This window comes from Candidatus Cyanaurora vandensis (assembly GCF_013285555.1).
Classification (GTDB): Bacteria; Cyanobacteriota; Cyanobacteriia; order Gloeobacterales; family Anthocerotibacteraceae; genus Cyanaurora; species Cyanaurora vandensis.
Genome location: NZ_JAAXLT010000149.1, coordinates 1 through 19,796 on the forward strand (window position 1 = coordinate 1; position 19,796 = coordinate 19,796).

Genomic DNA, 19,796 nt, shown 5'->3' on the forward strand with positions numbered 1-19,796 from the left:
CCCATCTTCGGTAGCACCCATTCCGTGTCTTCACGACGATAGGCGCTGTCGGCCCAAACCTGCTCTCCTTCATTATTTTTTTCAATTTGGGCTGAGGAAGCCCCTCCGCCCCATACCCTGCCGGGCACAGGCGTGGTGGGGGACCAAGGCTATAGAGGCAGAAGACGGTGTTACCATGCTTGCTCCCCTATCCTGCTCGCGGGGGAGGGGCGGCGGTTAAGTTTAAAGAGTACAACCCCGAGTCACCATGCCAAAATCTACCGTCACTTACTGGAATCCTTTAGCTCCCACTCATGCGGGTCAGTGGCAACCCATTCTTGGTCTGGAGGATATGGCAGAAGCCTTAACTCTAAGCCAGAGTGAAGTCACCGGAGAGTACACTCGCCTGACTCGATTCCTGCCGGGAGCCGACACTACACCTCTGGGCGGTAAAAGCCACGATTATCCTAAAGAAGTATTTATTGTGAGTGGACGGCTTTTCGATGTAGCTTTTGGCTTGTGGCTGGAGTGTGGTCACTATGCCAGTCGGCCCCCCGGCGAAGTGCATGGACCCTTCAAAACTGATGTGGGCTGTGTGGTTCTAGAGTTGTCATTTCCCAATCGTTGTGTCAAATAAAATCACCCAAAGGCGGCAGGTCTAGGTATTGCCGTTGGCCCCGGAAGCGCAAGAGACGACGGTGAGCTTGTGGGTAATCGCACACATCTACTTCTCGCCGTTCCCCGCCCGTCAAGTAAATCAGGTCTTCAGCAAACGGATTGATTAATGCATGGGGCAACGAGGGGGCGGGGAAACCCAGGAAATCCCCGGCTCCCGCCTCAGTCTCTTGGTCACCAATCTGAGCCAAACCCCGCCCCTGCAAAATATAGATAAACTCTTCTTCCTGATGATGGAAATGTTGGGCCGCACTCTTTTGCCCTGTCGTCAACCGGACTAGATGAACCCCGAGCCGGGTCAGGCCCAGGACATCCCCAAGAGACCGGGTATGGCGTACCGCTTCAGGATCAACCGGATGGATACGCTCGGTCTCCGGTAGGGCTTGGATGGCTTCAGCTTTGAGTAGATGGGGTGTTTCTGTCATGGTCACGGCTCACAGTAGGTCGGGGCGACGCAGACGGGTGCGCTCTCGGCGTTGGTGTTGTCGCCATTGGGCGATCTGTTGGTGATGGCCCGAGAGGAGGACCCCCGGCACTTCCCAACCCCGGAACGAGCGGGGCCGGGTGTAATGGGGATATTCAAGAAGACCATCCTCAAAACTCTCCTCCTGCAACGATTGGGCCTTGCCCACCGTTCCCGGCAACAGTCGCACCACGCCATCTACAATCGCTAGCGCGGGCACCTCGCCCCCCGTCAAGACGAAATCGCCCAAGGAGACCTCTAGCGTGACGAGATGCTGGCGCACCCGCTCGTCTACGCCCTCGTAATGCCCACAGAGAATCACTAGCTGTTGGTAGGTACTCAGAGTCTTGAGCAGAGCCTGGGTCAGGGGCCGGCCCTGGGGCGTGGTGAGGATAACCGCACGAGAATCCAGGATTGGGAGGCTCTCTACGGCTTTGAAAAGCGGTTCACACATCAAAACCATACCCACCCCGCCGCCGTAGGGTTCATCGTCTACGCGGTGATAGGGCGGCGGGCTGAAGTCGCGGGGGTTGGTCAGATGAACCTCAGCAATCCCCTTCGCTAGGGCGCGGCCCACCAGACTACAGGCGAGGGCCGCGCTAAAAAATTCAGGAAACAACGTAACGAGATCAATCCTCATGGCTGGCGCAGTTGCTCGCGGATCAAGGCGAGTTGACGAATCAAGGCTTCGAGTTCGGCAATCGGGTAGGGGTCCGGGTCGGCGGGAGTCCAGGGACTCGGACTCGACATCCCCGCCATACTTTGGACTTGGGCGACTAGGGGTTCACCCTTCTGGACCCAGGCGTTGATGAGGGTCCCTTGGCGCATCTGTTCTTGTAAGCTACCGAGTTGGTCGGGGATCGCGTTGGGGTCTTGGACCAGTTCCACCGCCTGAGTGACCGCCCCGACCCCGGCTTTGAGCGTCTGCCATAGACCTTCCATCCGTCCTCCTCCGTGGGAATAATTCATCAACTATATCACCCAGCTAGGACCGCCGCGCCATAGGCGGCCTCGGGGTGACACGCTGGGCTGACTGGAACCCCCAGGTAATGGGCACGGAGGACGGTCCAGGCCGGATTGCCACTGCCGCCGCCACTGGTATAGACCTTAGTTAAAGGTGTCGCCCCGAGTTCTTGGAGTAACTGGTAGCCTCTAGCCTCAATCCGCGCCAACCCATCCAGTAACCCATGCAAAAAAGCCACCGGGTCGGCGGGTCGGGGCCGCAAGCGGGGCAAGAATTCAGGATCATTGACCGGGAACCGTTCGCCTATTTTGGGTAAGGGGTAATAATTCAGGTCAGTCGGCTGGTCCAGGGGAATTTGGGCACTCAAAACGGTCAATTCCGCCGCCGTGAAGAACTGCCGCAACACTGCTCCCCCCGCATTAGAAGCCCCCCCCACCAACCACAAATCCCCCAACCGATGACTATAGACTCCATACTCCGCCTGGGCTACCCAAGTCGTACTGAGCAACTTCAACACCAACGTCGAACCTAAGGAAGTCACCGCCGCCCCTGGTTCCGTCGCACCGCCCGCTAAAAATGCCGCATTACTGTCTGTCGTCCCCACACACACCCAGCAGGATTCAGGAAACCCATAGGTTTGCCATTGCGGTAAAAGGGGTGCAACTGGCGTACCGGGTATGAGGACTGTGGGCAACAGTGGCCCAAATTCCTGTAAACAAGCCCAAGCCGGGTACCGTTGCCGCCGCACGTCGTAGCCCAACTTGAGGGCGTTGTGCTCATCACTCACTCCCCAACGCCCGTGGAGTAAGCTCCCTAGCCAGTCGGCCTGATGCAAAAAATACCCAGCCCTCACAAACTCCGGTTGACGACTAAACCAGCCCAGTTTCGCCAAGCTAGAAGTAGCACTGAGGACTACTTCACCCGCCGGGACTGTCTGCCGTAACCATTCAACTTCCCCCACCGCCCGAGCATCGTTGTACAGCAGAGGGGGTAAAAGTGGCTCCCCCTGAGCATCACAGAGCAAAACCGTCCCCGAAGTCCCTGCAATGGCAATCCGCGTCACTTGTGGACGCAGGGTTACAGGAACTGCTTCTAACAATTCCGCCAGAGCCCTCCGCCAAGTCTGAATTAGCGCTAGGTCATACTCAACTTGCCCCTGCCAGAGGACGGTTTCTCCCGCCAAGACCACCGCCCGCGCCCCAGAGGTCCCAAAGTCTAAACCCAGACTTAAATCCGCTTGCATAGCTCCACACAGCCCAACCCCTGCACCCGTCCGGTCAAAGGAGCCTGACTTGCTTGGTCTGGGTAGCATTCCACCCAGCCCTGGTTATGACAAAAATAGCGCAGGGTCAAAACCGTAAAAGGTTGACTTGTAATGAGCGATAGCCATGCACTCTGGTCGTAGTAGCCTGCCCCCAAAGGCAGACTCAACAACAACCGTCCCCCCGGCATCAAGAGCCGATACAACTCCGCCATCGCCCAACCCTCCCCGCGCTGACTCGCCAAGGCGGGCAAAAAAGAGAGACAGGTAATCAAACTAAATTGTGAACTCACGAGGGGTAACTGGGGCTGTTGTAATAGGGGCCAATCGCGGCCTCCCGCGCACACATCCAAGCCCATCAATTCCGTCGCCCCCACCTGCTCTAGGGCCATGTGGTACCAGGATTCCTGGTAGACACTCCCCACATCCAAAACCTTGCGCTCCTGCCGATACAAGGAGAGTGCCCAGGGTAGCTCCACCACCCGCTCGGCTTGGTCTAGACTGCTGGCTCCCGGCGCGTCAAAAAATACACTGTCCGTTTGAGGGTCAAAATCGTCTAAGCCCTCAATCAGCCAATCAAGGAGTCCATCTAGGGGTTCACGGGCGCGGGCGGGTTGCATGAATCCTATCGTGCCCTATTTCTGGTCATACTAAGATTGCTTCGCAAAGGTTAACTTTTCTTAGCACGACTGCTTGAGATAGCTCCGATAAGTTTATGTTATTTTGTTGTTTACGTTTCCTTGGGGGTATTCCTTGTCCATCCCATCCCAATCTCACTTCGACGCTAATCCCATGGGTACCTACGTGGCTGAGTTGCAGCTACATTTAACCCTCCAAGCCCGGAACCTTTTGCCCAACGTGACCCAGGGCACCCGTGCTAGCAACCCCTGCCATCAGCTTTTGCATGATGCTCAAGTGGCTCAAGAAATTGCCTTTTCGCGTCTGAAGTAAATTTACCAAGCTCTAACGCTTCCCTAGCTCTAGCTATGGGCGTAGTTCTCAAAAAGCCAGGGGTCCACGCTGGCTTTTTTGGACCCGAAAAGTAGCTTTAGCTACGGAGTTAACCAAAGCTTAACCTTGCCATAGTCTTCTATTAATGTTCAGGCCGTATATTTACGTATTAATCCTCGGATATGCCACCTGTGAACTCCCTACGTCCTTTAGCGAAAAATCGGCTTTTCGCGTCACTGCTTAGCCTTGCGCTGAGTTTGTCCTTGACCGCTACCGTCCTTGCGACTCCGCCCGTGTCGGGCGACCTGATTATCAATGAATACAGTTCAGATAACGATGCTAGCGGCGCGGACTATGTAGAATTACTGGTCCTCACCGATAACCTCGACCTGCGCGGTTTACGGATTAGCGATAATGAACTGGTTGGGGGAGTCCTCAACAACAACGAGTCAGTCCTTGTTTTCGGGCAAGATGCTTACTTAAATAATGTCCCCAAGGGTACGACGATTGCCGTCTATACCATCACCGCAGGCGTTACCACAGATACCATCACGGACCCGTCGGCGAACGATTGGAAACTGGTGCTCGCACCCGGAACAGGCTTCACAACTGGAGTTGATGGTCTCGGCGGGTCGATCAACAATGGGTTGTCCACGGGGGGTGAAGCCCTCTATGTCTACCTGCCTGGAGCCGATGGTACCAGCGCGGGGACGGATAACGTCTATCTCGACTTTGTATCTTTTGAGAGTGATGGCGGCGAACCCCCAGCGGGTTTTACCGACATCAACCTACCGAGCGTGTCGGATAACGGCTATTACACGGGCAACACGGCAAGCGGGAATGATACGGCAGCAAACTGGGTGGTCTACGACGGCCCGCCCCCCAATGTCAACGCCACCCCCGGTGAACCCAACCCTGGTCAAGACCTGAGCGGCTTGCGCGGCACGATCACCGCTGCCCTCACCCTCACGATTACCCCGGCCTCTTTTTCGGAAGTGGCGGGTGTCCAAGCCGCCACGGGGACCGTGACCCGCAGCGGACCTAATGGCCTGAACCTCACCGTGACCCTGACCAGTAGCAATACCAGCGCGGCGACCATCCCCGCCACAGTCCTCATCCTCGCCAACAGCAACACTGCGACTTTTGGGGTGGATGCAGTGGATGACTTGGTGGTAGATGGACCGCAACCCGTGGTGGTCACCGCCAGCGCGACCGGGTTCACGAGCGTCACCAGCAACGTGACCGTCACCGACAACGAAGGCACGGTGGGTACGCTCCGCATCCATGACCTGCAAGGCATCAGCCACCGCTCCCCCAGTAATGGTTCAACGGTCACCAACATCCCCGGGATTGTTACCGCCGTCCGCAACAATGGTTTCTTCTTCCAAGAACCCGATGCCACGGTGGACGCGGACTTGCGGACCTCAGAAGGGATGTTTGTCTTCACGTCTTCTGCACCCAGCGTGACGGTGGGCGATGCGGTCCTAGTTTCTGGGACCTTGACGGAATTCGTCCCCGGCGGGGCCACCAGCGGCAACCTCTCGACCACTGAGATTACCGGGCCGATGCTTACCATCACCTCGATTGGCAATACTCTACCCAGCCCGACGGTCATCGGTGTCGGTGGACGCGTTCCCCCCAGCCAGGTGATTGACAACGATGCGACGGGCAGTGTGGACACCAGTGGCGTCTTTGAGCCCGCTACGGACGGGATTGATTTCTACGAAAGTCTGGAAGGAATGCGTGTCCAGGTCAACGGTGCCGTCGCTGTCGCCCCGACCAACTCTTTCGGTGAAATCATCGTCTTAGGCGACAACGGCATCAACGCCACGGGCCGCACGGCTCGCGGTGGGATTCACGTCCAGGCTGGCGACTTCAACCCCGAGCGGATCTTTATTGACGATGCCATCATCTCCGGTCCCCCTCAAGTCAATACGGGCGACCAGTTCACCGCGCCGATTGTCGGGGTCTTGGACTACAACTTCGGCAACTTCAAGCTCCTCAATACCAGCGCACTCCCCGCTGTCAATCCGATTAACCAGCCCCGAGAAGTGACCAGTTTGGTAGCGAGTCCCAACCAACTCACCATCGCCGCCTACAACGTTGAGAACCTGGACCCGGGCGATGGTACCCGCTTCGCTGCACTCGCCCAACTCATGGTCAACAACATGGGTTCCCCGGATATCTTCAGTCTGGAAGAAGTCCAGGACAACAGTGGGGCCAGCAATAACGGCGTGCTTGATGCGGACCAGAGCCTCAACACCTTGATTAGTGCCATCCAAGCGGCGGGGGGACCGACCTACAGTTTCCGCCAGATTAACCCTGCTCCCGGCAACCTTGATGGCGGCGAACCGGGCGGTAATATCCGGGTCGCCTTCCTCTATAACCCCAGCCGGGTGCAGTTTGTGGACCGTCCCGGCGGCGACGCCACCACCGCCACCACGGTGGTGAGTGGTGCCAACGGACCCCAGCTTACGTTTAGCCCCGGTCGGGTTGACCCCAACAACAGCGCGTTCAACAGCAGCCGTAAACCGCTTGCTGGAGAATTCGTTTTCAATGGACGGACCTTCTTTGTGGTTGCCAACCACTTCAACTCCAAGGGCGGGGACCAGCCCCTCTTTGGCGTTTCCCAGCCTCCCGTCCTGAGTTCAGAGGTCCAGCGTAACCAGCAGGCCACGGTGGTCAATGCTTTTGTGGATAGCATTTTGAGCTTGTCCCCCCAGGCCAATGTGGTAGTTCTCGGCGACCTCAACGATTTTGAGTTCTCCACACCGCTCGCGATCCTCAAGGGCAACGACCTGATTAACTTGGTAGAACGGGTCCCCGCTGCTGACCGCTACAGTTTCATCTTTGACGGCAATTCCCAGGTCTTGGACCACATCTTGGTCAGCAGCAGTCTAGAGGGCATTGCTGAGCAGGATTTCGTCCACATTGACCCGGAATACCTCGATGCCCCGAGCGACCACGACGCGATGGTGGTCCGGTTCACCTTTGCCGCGCCGGTCATCACCGGGTTCAGCCCCCTCAGTGGTACGCCCGGTACGGTGGTGACGATTACAGGTACGGAGTTGACCGGGACCACGGCGGTCACAGTGAACGGGGTAGCGGCTAGCTTCACGGTGAATTCTGCGACTCAGATTACCGCCACGGTCCCCGTGGGAGCCACCACGGGACCCGTTGCCATCACCACACCGGGCGGCACCGTGACTAGCACCACGAACTTCATCGTGGTCCCGGTCCCGACGCTTACCAGCTTCACGCCGACCACGGGGACCGTGGGTACCGCCGTGGTCTTGACGGGTACGGAGTTCACTGGAACTACCGCTGTCAGCTTCAACGGGACCGCCGCCAGCTTCACCGTGAATTCCGCAACTCAGATCACGGCTACAGTCCCCACAGGAGCCACCACAGGAACCATCGCCATCACGACCCCCAACGGCGTTGTGACGAGTACCGCGAGCTTCACCGTCATTCCCGCGCCGAGTATCACGACGGTCACCCCCACCCAGGGACCCAGTGGTACCCGTGTCACGATCACGGGCACAGGCTTCACGGGTACGACGGCGGTAACTTTTAACGGCGTAACCGTTCCCTTCACCCTCAACTCCGCGACGCAAATCACCGCGACGGTCTCAGTCGGGGTAACGACGGGAACGGTTGTTGTCACGACCCCCGGCGGGACTGCCACGGGCGGGACCTTCACCGTCCTCCCCAGTCCGAATCTGGTCAACACCCTGACCATCTCTGGCGACAGCACCGACCTCAATCCCGGCACCGGGGCCAACGCCAACCGACTGGGCGGGTTCTTCTCGGACCTCTTCTACGACCGCTTCAACAATGTCTACTACGGATTGGTGGACCGGGGACCGGGCGGCGGGACGATTAGCTACGACACCCGTGTCCAGAAGTTCACCCTGGATGTGGACCCCGCAACCGGGACGATTAGCAACTTGGCTCTCCTCGACACCATCCTGTTTACCGACGGCACTACCGCCTTCAACGGACTCAATCCCGGCTTGCTCAACGGTAATAAATCCGTCCTGGGTCTCAGCTTGGACCCCGAAGGTCTCGTGGTCACGCCTAACGGTAACTTCTTTGTCGCCGATGAGTATGGACCCTCGGTCTATGAGTTCGGGGCTGATGGGGTCCTGATTCGGGCCTTCACCACCCCAGCCAACTTCGTTCCCAAGGAGAGCAGCGGTACCCTCAACTATGTGGATGGACGGCCCACCATCACCTCGGGCCGCCAGGACAACCGGGGCTACGAGGGCTTGACCCTCAGTCCCGACGGTACCAAGCTCTACGGCTTGCTCCAGGACCCCTTGGTGAATGAGGGGACCAGTGGTTCGAGCAATGACGGACGCTACAGCCGCAACCTACGGATGGTGCGGTTTGACGTGGCGACCGGGGTCAGCGATGCCCAGTACATCTACGTGCTGGATGACATCCTCAGCATCAACAACAGTCTGCCGGCTGGGTCCAGTCCCTTCGGTAGCTCCAACCAGGGCCGCAGCATCGGCATCAGTTCCCTGACCGCCCTCTCAGCCACCGAGTTCTTGGTCATTGAGCGGGATAACCGGGGTCTGGGCGTGGATGCCCCGACCTACCCCAACACGACCAACTTGGTTGGACAGAAGCGGGTCTTCCGGGTGGACCTGACCGGGGCCACCGATGTCAGTACCGTCAGTCTCGCCGGGACCAATACCCTCCCTGGGGGTGTCATCCCGGTCACCAAGACCCTGTTCCTAGACCTCAAGGCCGCGATTAGCGCAGTCGGACAGCTCCCCGCTGAAAAACTGGAGGGCTTAGCTGTGGGTCCGCGTCTCACCGATGGTTCCTACGCGCTCATCATCGGCAGTGACAACGACTTTAGCGTCACCCAGAATGGCTCTAACCAGCAGTTCGATGTCTGTACTGACGGCACCACCTCAACTCAGGTCCCCTTGGATACGAGTTGCCCGGTGGGTCAAAGCCTAATCCCGACCGTGGTCTATAGTTTCACCACCGACCAAGTGACCCCAGCCGCGACCCTTAATAGCTTCAGTCCGGCAACTGGCGTTGTGGGTACGACCATCGTGATTCAGGGCACCAGCTTGAGCGGGACCACTGCCGTCAGTTTCAACGGGGTGGCGGCGAGCTTCACCGTGAATTCCGACAGTCAGCTTACCGCCACGGTCCCAGTGGGCGCGACCACGGGCTTGATTAGCATCACTACGCCAGCGGGTACGACCAGTTCCACAACCAGCTTCACGGTGATCCCCACACCCGCCATCACGAGCTTCACGCCTGGTAGCGGGATTGTCGGTACCCTGGTCACCATCAATGGGTCCAACTTCACTGGGACCACTGCCGTTACCTTCAACGGCGTAGCAGCGGGCTTCGTGGTCAATACACCCAACCAGATCACGACCAGCGTCCCGGTTACGGCGACCTCCGGCCCCTTGGCTGTGACCACCGCCAACGGTACAACCACCAGCAGTACTAACTTCACAGTTCTGCCCTTCATCCAACGGTTCAATCCCATACGGGGCCGCGTCGGAACCCAGGTGCTCATTACTGGGACGGGCTTCTCGAATGTGACAGCGGTGACCTTCAACGGGACCCCTGCTACTTTCCAGGTCCTGACGGTAAATAAAATTGGGGTGAAAGTCCCCGTGGGTGCGACCACTGGCCCCATCACCGTGTTCACGACCGCTGGCAGTTATCAGAAAGGTACCTTCACCGTGACGCCCTAGTTGCGGTAGCTAACTAACACAAGGGGAGCCGCAAGGCTCCCTTTTTTATGCTCAGTAAAATTAATCCTGCTCAAGCCTAAAACTCAGTGAGCTTTCCCAAAGGGCAGGGGGAAACTCTGGAGCCGTTGGGGATTTTTGTGGAGGAGGTAGCCCAAGTCCGTGGCGGGGGGCTGGGTATTGGTGATGGTGAGTAGCACGGGCCTAGTGGATAACTGAGGCCATCATCGCCGGGACTATTCGCGGGGATTGGCGTGGAAGACCGCCTGTTCTACATCCCAGCGGGTCAGGGAATAGGGGAAGGTCAGAGTCCGAGTGTCATCTTCTTCAAAATGGTACTCCGCCCGGAGCGCGGTCTCCTCTAGATAAATCATCATCTGCCACTCTGGGCAGCGCAACGACCAAGCATGGAGCGATTCCTCATCTTGAGTACAACCTTGGTCACGAAGCCAAGTCTCTAGTTGGTGGAGGGGATGGTTGTACAGCGGAGTTTGGGCGGGTGGTAAGCTCATGGGGTCTTGGGGCACATCTCCCTAACCTTAGTACAAGCCCCGCCTTAGAACAACCGTTGCCCCGCCTCCGGTCCCAGGCTAAACTGAGGCTGTCACGCAGGTTAGGAAGTCTCGGCGATGAATACAATCTCAATTTTGGCGGTCGTGTTGTTGGTGCTCATTCCCGTGGGTTTCCTAATCGTCGTCTGGTTACAGAGTCCTGAACGCTGAAATTCATGGCATCAGTCCCAGTAATTCTTCAAGTTGGGCTTCGCTGAGGACGGGGACGCCTAGTTCTTCGGCTTTGGTTAGTTTGGACCCGGCTTTTTCACCAGCGATGACAAAACTGGTTTTCTTACTGACACTGCTGGTAATTTTGCCGCCATGGTCTTCGATGAGTTGGCTGCATTCCTCGCGGGAACGTTTGGGGAGTGTCCCGGTGATGACGAGGGTTTTGCCTGCTAACTGGGTCCCGGCTCGGGTAGAGGGTTCTGTATTGCCTAGTTGTATACCTGCACCTTCTAGAGCGGCGATGAGTTCTTGATTAGCGGGTTGTTGAAACCATGCGTGGACGGATTCGGCAATCTCTAGACCAATCCCATAGATCCCACTAATATCTGTAACCCCGGCCCTAGCTAATTCTTTGACCGTAGGGAAGGTTTTGGTAAGCAGGACGGCGATACTCTGCCCGACATGCCGAATGCCAAGACCGAAAAGTACCCGCGACCAGGGTTTAGTTTTGGACTGGGTGAGACTGATGATAACGTTTTGAGCGGATTTGGTCCCCATGCGTTCTAAAGCACTGAGTTCTTCTGCTGTCAGGGTGTAGAGATCAGCCATCGAAGTCACCCGCCCAGAACCGACGAGTTGGGCGACTAATTTTTCACCAATCCCTTGAATATCCAGGGCATTACGGGAACACCAATGCTCGATACTGGCCCGTACTATGCCTAGACAGTGGAGGTTGGGACAGCGCACTAGGAGTTCTTCAACTACCGCTTCTGTTTTACATTCTGGGCAATGCGTGGGAAAGGTGAAGGGTTGACTTTCGGCTGGGCGTAGTTCGGGGATAACTTTAATTACCTCCGGGATAATCTCGCCTGCTTTACGGACCAGGATGCTATCGCCGGGACGCACATCAAGTTCGTAGATGCGGTTACGGTTGTGGAGAGTGGCGCGGGCGACGGTCGTCCCTGCTAAGAGGACCGGGACGAGTTCAGCGACGGGGGTGAGGGCACCCGTGCGACCAATATTGACGCTGATGGTTTGGACTTGGGTTAGAGCTTCTTCAGGCGGATATTTGTAGGCGATGGCCCAACGTGGGGCTTTACGGCTGAAGCCGAGTTCAGCTTGCAGATAGAAGTCATTAACCTTGACCACTACGCCATCGGTTCCGTAGGGTAACTGATGACGGGCGGTGGACCAGTGCTGGACAAAGGCCTGGACTGCCGTTTGGTCAGGACAAAAAGCCCGGTGGGGATTCACCCGGAACCCGTACTGCTCCAACCGCTCCAAAGTCTCCCACTGGGTTGCGGCGGGGCTGACCGGGACGGCGTAGGCAAAGAAATCCAGACGACGGCGAGAGACTACGCGGGGATCAAGTTGGCGCAGGGTCCCAGCACAGGCATTACGGGGGTTGGCAAAGAGTTTATCGCCCGTGGCGGCCCGTTCCTGGTTCATGCGCTCAAATTCACTCAGGGGAATAAAGGCTTCACCACGCACTTCTAACCACTCGGGCGGGTCGGGGGTCAATAACCGGAGGGGAATAGCACGGATGGTGCGGATATTGGCGGTGATATCCTCCCCAGTCTGACCATCACCACGAGTCAAGCCCTGCACTAAAAGTCCAGCTCGATAGGTCAGAGCCAGAGCCAAGCCATCAATCTTAAGTTCACAGACGTAGGCCACCGCCCCGGCGAGTTTGACCAGCCGTTTTTCCCATTGGGCCAATTCTTCAAGATTGAAGGCATTATCCAGGGAATAGAGCGGTAGACGGTGGGGCACAGCGTTGAATTGCGCTGCTAGCTCGGCTCCCACCCGTTGCGTGATAGAGTCGGGGGCAACAAGCTCCGGGTACTGAGCCTCCAGCCACTCAAGCTCACGGTAGTACTGGTCATAGAGACTATCGGAGATCTCGGGGTCATCTAGAACGTAATAGCGATAACTTGCCCGGTTCAAGAGTTCGCGCAGGTGCTGAATCCGTTCCTGGTCCATGACTACCTCCTCATCGCTTGCATTTATACCCCACCCGCCGGCCCCGCCGCCCCATACCCCAATGGGCACAGGCGTGGTGAGGGACTAAGGCAGAAGAGCGTAAGCGATAGGACCCAACTACCCCGCGCCCTAGTGCCGCTGCTGAGCAAAAAGCGTATCGGTATCGGTGTGTTCGTCTTCAGACTGGAGCCGATGCAGGCGAGCATAAATCCCGCCCTGCGCCAGGAGTTGGCTGTGGTTGCCCATCTCGACAATCTCGCCCTCCTCAAAAACTACAATCACATCGGCATCCCGCACCGTACTGAGACGGTGGGCAATGATGACTGTGGTACAAGTGCCGAGGATATTCTGCATCGCCAACTGGATTGCCCGTTCCGACTCATAGTCCAGACTCGATGTGGCCTCGTCAAAAATCAGCAAGTCTGGGTCACAGAGGAGCGCGCGGGCAATCCCGAGTCGTTGCTTTTGGCCCCCCGAGAGTCGGACCCCCCGCTCACCCACGACGGTTTGATAGCCCTCTGGTAGCAAGCGCAGAAATTCATCCACCCGCGCCATCGCACAGGCTCGGTCCACCTCAGCCGGGGTAGCCGTGGGTTTGCCGTAGGTGAGGTTTTCCCAGAGCGTGCCATTAAAGAGGTCTACATCCTGGTGGACAATTGCCAGCCGCCGACGGTAGCCGCGCACATCTAGCTCCCGGATGTCTTGGTCGTCTAAGAGAATCCGGCCCTGGTTGGGTTCAAAGTAGCGGAGTAGGAGTTTGACTAAGGTAGACTTCCCGCTCCCCGAACGTCCGACGAGAGCTACAGTCTGACGGGGTTGGATCGTCAAGTTAATCCCCTTGAGTACCGGGCGGTCCACGTTATAGCCAAAGTGCAAGTCCTGGAGTTGGACCTTACCCTGAAAACGGTATTCTGGGCGCGGTTGGGGTGCAAGGACGGCCCCATCGGTCAAGACGGGTTCCTGCAGGAATTCGTGGAAGCGGGACATCGAAGCATAGCGACGACCAAAAATCTCCACCACCTCACCCAGGGGACTGACCTCAGCGTAGGCAATGCTGGTAATCGTCAAAAGGGTGATGAAGTGACCTACGGAGATCTGCCCCTGGAGTACCTGCCACAACGACCAACTCAAAATGCCAAAGACACAGAGCGCGACACAGATCCGGCGGACCATGGCGAGGACCACATAGCCCTTGTGCAAGCGATAATCCAGGACCATAAATTCCCGGTCAGCCCGGTTGGTCTGACGGGTGAATTCCTCTTCTTCTTTGGCGAAGGCGCGGACAGTTTTGATGTTAGTAATCAGTTCAGAGGTGCGGCTCTCGGTGCGCTCGAAGTATTCATCTAGCCGTTCATCAACTTTAATTAGCTGACGGATCGCCAGGAAGCTGTAGACACAGAGCAGGACAAAGGACAGCAAAAAAGCCAGAGCAATTCCCTCATCCAACCACAGCATCAACCCAAAAATCGCCAGAATACGAACCAACTTGGGCAAGAAAATCCCCGCAATATCTGGAAAAGTAAAAGTGTGGTTGTCAATCCCCCGGATGATCCGGCCCGCCAAACGTCCGGCGTTGTTTTGGTCAAAATAATCGAGGGGTAAGGTGAGGATCTGGCGGTGTGCTTGGTTGAAGTGGTCCCGCCGCGCCCGAAATGCGGTGTCCCAGTGGAACCAATCCCCCAGCCAGGGCTGAATCGGTGCAGTCAGGACCGTGGCTAGGGCTACTGCACCCAAGAGGACCACTAGACTATTACCGCCTACTATTGCTGTCAAACTGGCTACCACCGGGTCTACCGGCACATCCGCTAAGACGTTGACAATCTGCCCAGTGGCGTAGGGAACTGCTAACTCTAGGACTTCTAGGATACTGACTGCCCCGACACTGAAGAAGGTAGTGCGAAAGTAGGGCTTGAAGTACAAAACAATGTCCTTAAAACTGGACATGACACACTACAAAATGCAACACACTCATACTACCAGACTTGCCAAGGGAAGCCAAGCGCGGTCAGTTCGTAATCAGGCGATGAGTACGGGTATTGTAACCCGTGCTTTGACGGTTGGTCTCGGCAAGGACGTGGAGGCGCAGGTTAATCAGGGCGGCGGCTTGGAGGGTATCACTGCCTGTATCGAGGACGGCGGGGTAGGGGGCCAGCCCACGGTGGGTGAGGGTTTTACCGTCGAGGACTAGGGTGGCGGCTTCAGGGGCCGCCTGAGGGTTGTTGCGCTCGAACCGAAGGCCATCGGCTTGGCTAGTGGTGCGGCGGAGTTGGCCCGGTGCGGCGACGAGGAACCCGGTGTAACTGGGGTAATCGTAGAGGGCGCGGTAAAGCGATTCCTGGATGGAGCCCCGGTTATTGCTATTTTGGGCATCCACCAGACCCAGAGTATTTTTCAGGTAGGGCGACAGGATACCCAGTTGGGTCTGGTAGGACTGGGGGCTATAGGCCACGGTCCGGGTGAACTGCTCTTGGTCCCCGGTGCGGTTGCCGCGCAGGGTGAGGGAACCACTATTGGCAGTGCTATCGCCGCTGTAGGACACACGCAAACTAGAACTGGGACGGTTGAGGGTATCGGGAGTGCGGGTGCTGAGGTCATACCGCCAACCTTCTGTAAGTCGGTCTAGCCGCAAATGGGTGTAATAAAGCGGATGTCCAACATCACGGCGCAACGTCGTGTTCCCGGTCGGTTGGATAAAATCCACCCCGCCTACCCCAAGGACTTCAGCCGTATTCCCCGTGATGACGAGTCCTGTCTTTTCACTGACTCCGACCGCCAGTAACCCGCTCAAGTTGTAATCTTGACTGGCTTTCCCCAGCAGTCCCACAGTCCGCCCTAACCGCCCGCGCTCGGTGTAATGGGTATCAAGAACAACGCCTGGAATAAGACTCAAAAAATCCGTATGAATACCCGAACCGCCATCGCTGTCATTGAGATAGGCGGTCTGGCTGTCGGTCAACACGTCTAGGGAGATGTAATCCTTCCCCCCGGCGAAACAGTACTGGGCCAGACTCATGGCCCCGGCACTCGTCCCGCCGATAGCCCCGCCCCTTTGGTCCACGGCAAGCAGGTAATTCTCAAGCAGGGTATCGTTCCAGGTGTCGTAGTAAACGCCTTGGTCGCCGCCCTTGATGAAGACGACATCGGCTTGCTGGAGCGGGGCGACGAGGGTGGCGTTATTGGCTGCCGTGCGGTTCGTAACTTGAAGATTGACGGCAGTATCAGCCCCTAACCAAACAAAATAATTAGGTAAAAAACTAGTCTCGGCTTTCGTCGAGAGAATGACGACTTGGACTTGACCATCGCCATTGACATCACCATTGCTGACAAGAGGCTGGTAGAGCCGATAGGACCAAGACTGGGTATCACCGATGTCTCCCTCCGATCCCCCGCCCGCGACGACCAAAACCCCGGCGGCCTGGACCGGATTCAGAAGGGCTGTCAAAATTCCCAAGGCTAATAAACGTTGCATTATTGTTCTACCGTCACACCGAAGCGAATCTACCACAGATTGACGCGCTTGACTGGCGAGGCTAAGATGATAGACCTGACCCTCTGGGGCAGAGTTTTTTCATGTGGGGTACCCGTGGTTAGCAGTACCGATAGCTTGCGTGGCAAATCCAGTTCGGATGGATCAGTACTTGCTTCTAACTTCATGTTGCCGGACTTAATCGAGATCCAACGGGCGAGTTTCCGTTGGTTCATGGAGGAGGGCTTGATCGAAGAGATCATGAGTTTCTCCCCGATTGAGGACTATACGGGCAAACTGGAGTTACATTTTTTGCCAGAATACCGCATTGTCGAACCCAAATATAGTGTCGAGGAAGCGAAACGGCGCGATGCCACCTACGCCGTGCAGTTGCGAGTCCCCGCCCGCCTGACCAATAAAGAAAAGGGCGAAATCAAAGAACAAGAAGTCTTCTTGGGCGAACTGCCCCTGATGACGGACCGGGGAACCTTTATTATCAACGGGGCCGAACGGGTCATCGTCAACCAGATCGTGCGCTCTCCTGGGGTGTACTTCAAAAAAGAAAGTGATACTTCGGGCCGCTCTACCTTTAATGCTTCGCTCATCCCGAACCTGGGCGCGTGGTTGAAATTTGAAACCGATGTCAATGACTTAGTTTGGGTCCGTATTGACAAGACCCGCAAACTCTCGGCCTTGGTCCTCCTCAAGACCCTGGGCCTGACTGACAACGAGATCCTCGACTCCCTGCGGCACCCGGAATATTTCCGCAAGACCATCGAAAAAGACGGCAACTTCACCGAGGAAGAAGCCCTGCTGGAGTTGTACCGCAAGCTACGCCCCGGTGAACCGCCGACGGTGGCAGGTGCCCAACAATTGCTCAACTCGCGCTTCTTCGACCCCAAACGCTACGATTTGGGCCGGGTTGGACGTTACAAGATCAACCGTAAACTGCGGCTCAATGTCCCGGAGACGACCCGGACCCTCACCGCTCAGGACATCCTGGCCTGTATTGATTACTTGATCAACCTGGAATACGACCTAGGCATCACCGATGACATTGACCACTTGGGCAACCGCCGGGTGCGCTCTGTCGGCGAACTACTCCAGAACCAAGTGCGGGTCGGTCTCAACCGCTTGGAGCGCATCATCAAAGAGCGCATGACTGTCTCCGATGCCGAGTCCTTGACCCCGGCCTCGCTAGTCAACCCCAAACCCTTGGTAGCGGCGATTAAGGAGTTCTTTGGGTCCTCGCAACTCTCGCAGTTCATGGACCAGACCAATCCCCTAGCTGAGTTGACCCACAAACGCCGCTTGAGTGCCCTCGGTCCCGGTGGATTGACCCGTGAACGAGCGGGTTTCGCCGTGCGAGACATCCACCCCAGCCACTACGGACGGATCTGCCCGATTGAGACGCCAGAGGGTCCGAACGCTGGTCTGATTGGTTCTCTGGCAACCCATGCGCGGGTGAGTCCCTACGGTTTCGTGGAGACCCCGGTGCGGAAGGTAGATAAGGTCCGGGGCATTGTGACGGATGAAGTCGTCTATCTGACCGCCGATGAAGAGGACGAGTACCGGGTTGCGCCGGGAGATATCCCCCTCAACGAGGATGATACCTTTGCTTTTGGCCCGGTCCCCGTGCGCTACCGTCAAGACTTCGCCTCCGTCGAACCTAAAGAAGTAGATTACGTCCACGTCTCCCCGATCCAGATCGTCTCGGTGGCAACCTCGCTGATTCCCTTTTTGGAACACGACGACGCGAACCGGGCTTTGATGGGCGCGAACATGCAACGCCAAGCCGTGCCCCTGTTGCGTCCTGAACGGCCCTTGGTCGGCACGGGTCTAGAGGCCCAGTGCGCCCGTGACTCCGGAATGGTCGTCATCTCCCACAAACCGGGCGAGATTGAAGCGGTCTCCGCCACTGAGATCCGGGTCCGTGCCACCGATGGTAGTCTCCTGGTCTACCCACTCTCCAAGTACCAACGCTCCAACCAAGACACCTGCCTTAACCAAAAGCCCATCGTTTACGAAGGCGACCAAGTGGCGGAGGGCCAAGTACTCGCCGATGGTTCAGCCACCGAGGGCGGGGAGCTAGCTTTGGGGCAAAACGTCCTCATCGCCTACATGCCTTGGGAAGGGTACAACTACGAAGATGCGATCCTCATCAGTGAACGGCTTGTGCGCGAGGATGTCTACACTTCCATTCACGTCGAGAAGTTCGAGATTGAGGCCCGTCAGACTAAGCTCGGCCCCGAGGAGATCACCCGTGAGATCCCCAACGTCGGGGAGGACGCGCTCCGCAACCTAGATGACCGGGGCATTGTCCGCTCTGGGGCCTGGGTGGATGCTGGGGATATTTTGGTCGGTAAAGTCACGCCCAAGGGCGAATCGGACCAACCCCCGGAAGAAAAGCTGCTCCGGGCCATCTTTGGTGAAAAAGCCCGCGATGTGCGGGACAACTCCCTGCGCGTGCCCAACGGTGAAAAAGGCCGGGTCGTGGATGTGCGGGTCTTTACCCGCGAGAACGGCGACGAATTGCCCCCCGGGGCCAACATGGTCGTCCGGATCTACGTCGCCCAGAAACGTAAAATCCAAGTCGGCGACAAGATGGCGGGTCGTCACGGGAACAAGGGGATTATTTCACGGATTCTACCCTGCGAAGATATGCCCTACTTGCCTGATGGCCGCCCGATTGATATCGTCCTCAACCCCTTGGGCGTGCCCTCACGGATGAACGTGGGTCAGGTTTTCGAGACCCTGCTCGGTTGGGCAGGAGAGTTGATGAACCTGCGCTTCAAGCTCACGCCCTTCGACGAGATGTTTGGGGCAGAAGCTTCGCGCTTGTTGGTGGATGAGAAACTGAAACAGGCCCGCGAACAGCGTCAGCAGCCTTGGGTCTATACCGCTGGCGACGAAACTGTGGAACCCAGTGACCTGCGTTTACAACGGATTAAGCAACAGGTAGGCAAGATCACGCTCTTCGATGGTCGCACTGGCGAACCTTTTGACCGTCCGGTCACGGTGGGGGTGTCCTATATGCTCAAGCTGGTCCACCTCGTAGATGACAAGATCCACGCCCGTTCCACGGGTCCCTACTCCCTAGTCACCCAGCAGCCTTTGGGTGGTAAGGCGCAGCAGGGCGGTCAACGCTTTGGAGAAATGGAAGTCTGGGCCTTAGAAGCCTTCGGGGCGGCCTACACGCTCCAGGAGTTGCTCACGGTCAAGTCTGATGACATGGTAGGCCGTAACGAAGCCCTCAACGCCATCGTCAAGGGCAAGGCTATTCCCCGTCCCGGCATTCCCGAGTCCTTCAAGGTGTTGGTCCGGGAACTGCAATCCCTAGGCTTGGATGTGTCGGTCCACAAGATCGAGACCCAGGGCGACGGTTCTTCCCGCGATGTGGAAGTCGACTTGATGGTGGACGCTGGGGGTAAACGTACGCCCACCCGTCCGACCTATGAGCAGTTCAATCCCCGCGAGATTGACATGGCAACGGACGAATAGTCCGTAACTTAACCACTAGCAGGCCACCTCTTTTATTGAAAGAGGTGGCCTGTTTCTTTTTAGCTATGCACCTACGGCGAGCAGCCTGGAGTTCCGCGT

13 protein-coding genes and 1 pseudogene are annotated in these 19,796 nt (G+C 57.3%); 4 read left to right on the forward strand and 10 right to left on the reverse strand.

Annotated features, from left to right (window positions below):
* Positions 1-247 precede the first annotated feature (247 nt).
* The gene (locus HFM78_RS10260) at positions 248-616 is read left to right on the forward strand and encodes a cupin domain-containing protein (protein WP_287129351.1); all 369 of its coding nucleotides are present in this window, start codon (positions 248-250) and stop codon (positions 614-616) included.
* Here HFM78_RS10260 and HFM78_RS10265 read toward each other — a convergent pair.
* Genes HFM78_RS10265 through HFM78_RS10285 form a run of 5 tightly spaced genes read right to left on the reverse strand, consistent with a single transcriptional unit; the run spans position 609 to position 3,962 of the window.
* Positions 609-1,079: a cupin domain-containing protein gene (locus tag HFM78_RS10265; RefSeq protein ID WP_287129352.1), complete on the reverse strand. Its 471-nt coding sequence runs from the start codon at positions 1,077-1,079 to the stop codon at positions 609-611. The genes HFM78_RS10260 and HFM78_RS10265 overlap by 8 nt on opposite strands.
* 9 nt (positions 1,080-1,088) lie before the next feature.
* Positions 1,089-1,757 (reverse strand): tRNA (guanosine(37)-N1)-methyltransferase TrmD, encoded by a 669-nt coding sequence (gene trmD / locus HFM78_RS10270; RefSeq protein WP_287129353.1) that lies wholly within the window; start codon positions 1,755-1,757, stop codon positions 1,089-1,091.
* Complete coding sequence (locus tag HFM78_RS10275; RefSeq protein ID WP_287129354.1) at positions 1,754-2,059, reverse strand: hypothetical protein; 306 nt, start codon at positions 2,057-2,059, stop codon at positions 1,754-1,756. Before HFM78_RS10275 ends, trmD begins: the two co-directional genes overlap by 4 nt.
* Before the next feature lie 35 nt (positions 2,060-2,094).
* Positions 2,095-3,324 carry an FGGY-family carbohydrate kinase gene (locus HFM78_RS10280; RefSeq protein ID WP_287129355.1) on the reverse strand — a complete coding sequence of 410 codons (1,230 nt, stop codon included), beginning with the start codon at positions 3,322-3,324 and terminating at the stop codon, positions 2,095-2,097.
* On the reverse strand, positions 3,309-3,962 hold the full coding sequence (locus HFM78_RS10285) for a hypothetical protein (RefSeq protein WP_287129356.1): 654 nt from the start codon (positions 3,960-3,962) through the stop codon (positions 3,309-3,311). The genes HFM78_RS10280 and HFM78_RS10285 overlap by 16 nt, the downstream gene beginning before the upstream one ends.
* Before the next feature lie 172 nt (positions 3,963-4,134).
* On the opposite strand from HFM78_RS10285, the gene HFM78_RS10290 reads away from it, so the two are divergent.
* Both HFM78_RS10290 and HFM78_RS10295 read left to right on the forward strand, forming a co-directional pair.
* Entirely contained in the window at positions 4,135-4,293 is a 159-nt protein-coding gene (locus HFM78_RS10290) for a hypothetical protein (RefSeq protein ID WP_287129357.1), read from the forward strand.
* 191 nt (positions 4,294-4,484) lie between these two features.
* Complete coding sequence (locus HFM78_RS10295; protein ID WP_287129358.1) at positions 4,485-10,028, forward strand: esterase-like activity of phytase family protein; 5,544 nt, start codon at positions 4,485-4,487, stop codon at positions 10,026-10,028.
* Between the two features lie 86 nt (positions 10,029-10,114).
* On the opposite strand, the pseudogene HFM78_RS10300 reads toward HFM78_RS10295, so the two are convergent.
* The 5 genes and pseudogenes from HFM78_RS10300 to HFM78_RS10320 form a co-directional block, all read right to left on the reverse strand.
* Positions 10,115-10,225: pseudogene (locus HFM78_RS10300) on the reverse strand (hypothetical protein); the annotation flags it as partial.
* Between the two features lie 36 nt (positions 10,226-10,261).
* The gene (locus HFM78_RS10305) at positions 10,262-10,537 is read right to left on the reverse strand and encodes a DUF3143 domain-containing protein (protein ID WP_287129360.1); all 276 of its coding nucleotides are present in this window, start codon (positions 10,535-10,537) and stop codon (positions 10,262-10,264) included.
* A 213-nt stretch (positions 10,538-10,750) separates the two neighbouring features.
* Positions 10,751-12,730 carry an NAD-dependent DNA ligase LigA gene (gene ligA / locus HFM78_RS10310; protein ID WP_287129361.1) on the reverse strand — a complete coding sequence of 660 codons (1,980 nt, stop codon included), beginning with the start codon at positions 12,728-12,730 and terminating at the stop codon, positions 10,751-10,753.
* Between the two features lie 129 nt (positions 12,731-12,859).
* Entirely contained in the window at positions 12,860-14,674 is a 1,815-nt protein-coding gene (locus tag HFM78_RS10315; RefSeq protein WP_287129362.1) for an ABC transporter ATP-binding protein, read from the reverse strand.
* 61 nt (positions 14,675-14,735) lie between these two features.
* A complete protein-coding gene (locus HFM78_RS10320; protein WP_287129363.1) occupies positions 14,736-16,199 on the reverse strand; it encodes a cyanophycinase in 1,464 nt (487 codons plus the stop codon).
* A 183-nt stretch (positions 16,200-16,382) separates the two neighbouring features.
* Here HFM78_RS10320 and rpoB point away from each other — a divergent pair, with 183 nt between their 5' ends.
* Positions 16,383-19,697 carry a DNA-directed RNA polymerase subunit beta gene (gene rpoB / locus HFM78_RS10325; protein WP_287129364.1) on the forward strand — a complete coding sequence of 1,105 codons (3,315 nt, stop codon included), beginning with the start codon at positions 16,383-16,385 and terminating at the stop codon, positions 19,695-19,697.
* Positions 19,698-19,796: the final 99 nt, after the last annotated feature.

Bases quoted from the DNA above. Each gene is read 5' to 3' on its own strand.
- HFM78_RS10285 (WP_287129356.1), bottom strand. From the start codon at position 3,962: ATGCAACCCGCCCGCGCCCGTGAACCCCTAGATGGACTCCTTGATTGG.
- HFM78_RS10305 (WP_287129360.1), bottom strand. From the start codon at position 10,537: ATGAGCTTACCACCCGCCCAAACTCCGCTGTACAACCATCCCCTCCAC.
- HFM78_RS10315 (WP_287129362.1), bottom strand. From the start codon at position 14,674: ATGTCCAGTTTTAAGGACATTGTTTTGTACTTCAAGCCCTACTTTCGC.
- ligA (WP_287129361.1), bottom strand. From the start codon at position 12,730: ATGGACCAGGAACGGATTCAGCACCTGCGCGAACTCTTGAACCGGGCA.
- HFM78_RS10275 (WP_287129354.1), bottom strand. From the start codon at position 2,059: ATGGAAGGTCTATGGCAGACGCTCAAAGCCGGGGTCGGGGCGGTCACT.
- HFM78_RS10280 (WP_287129355.1), bottom strand. From the start codon at position 3,324: ATGCAAGCGGATTTAAGTCTGGGTTTAGACTTTGGGACCTCTGGGGCG.
- trmD (WP_287129353.1), bottom strand. From the start codon at position 1,757: ATGAGGATTGATCTCGTTACGTTGTTTCCTGAATTTTTTAGCGCGGCC.
- HFM78_RS10260 (WP_287129351.1), top strand. From the start codon at position 248: ATGCCAAAATCTACCGTCACTTACTGGAATCCTTTAGCTCCCACTCAT.
- HFM78_RS10290 (WP_287129357.1), top strand. From the start codon at position 4,135: ATGGGTACCTACGTGGCTGAGTTGCAGCTACATTTAACCCTCCAAGCC.
- rpoB (WP_287129364.1), top strand. From the start codon at position 16,383: ATGTTGCCGGACTTAATCGAGATCCAACGGGCGAGTTTCCGTTGGTTC.
- HFM78_RS10320 (WP_287129363.1), bottom strand. From the start codon at position 16,199: ATGCAACGTTTATTAGCCTTGGGAATTTTGACAGCCCTTCTGAATCCG.
- HFM78_RS10265 (WP_287129352.1), bottom strand. From the start codon at position 1,079: ATGACAGAAACACCCCATCTACTCAAAGCTGAAGCCATCCAAGCCCTA.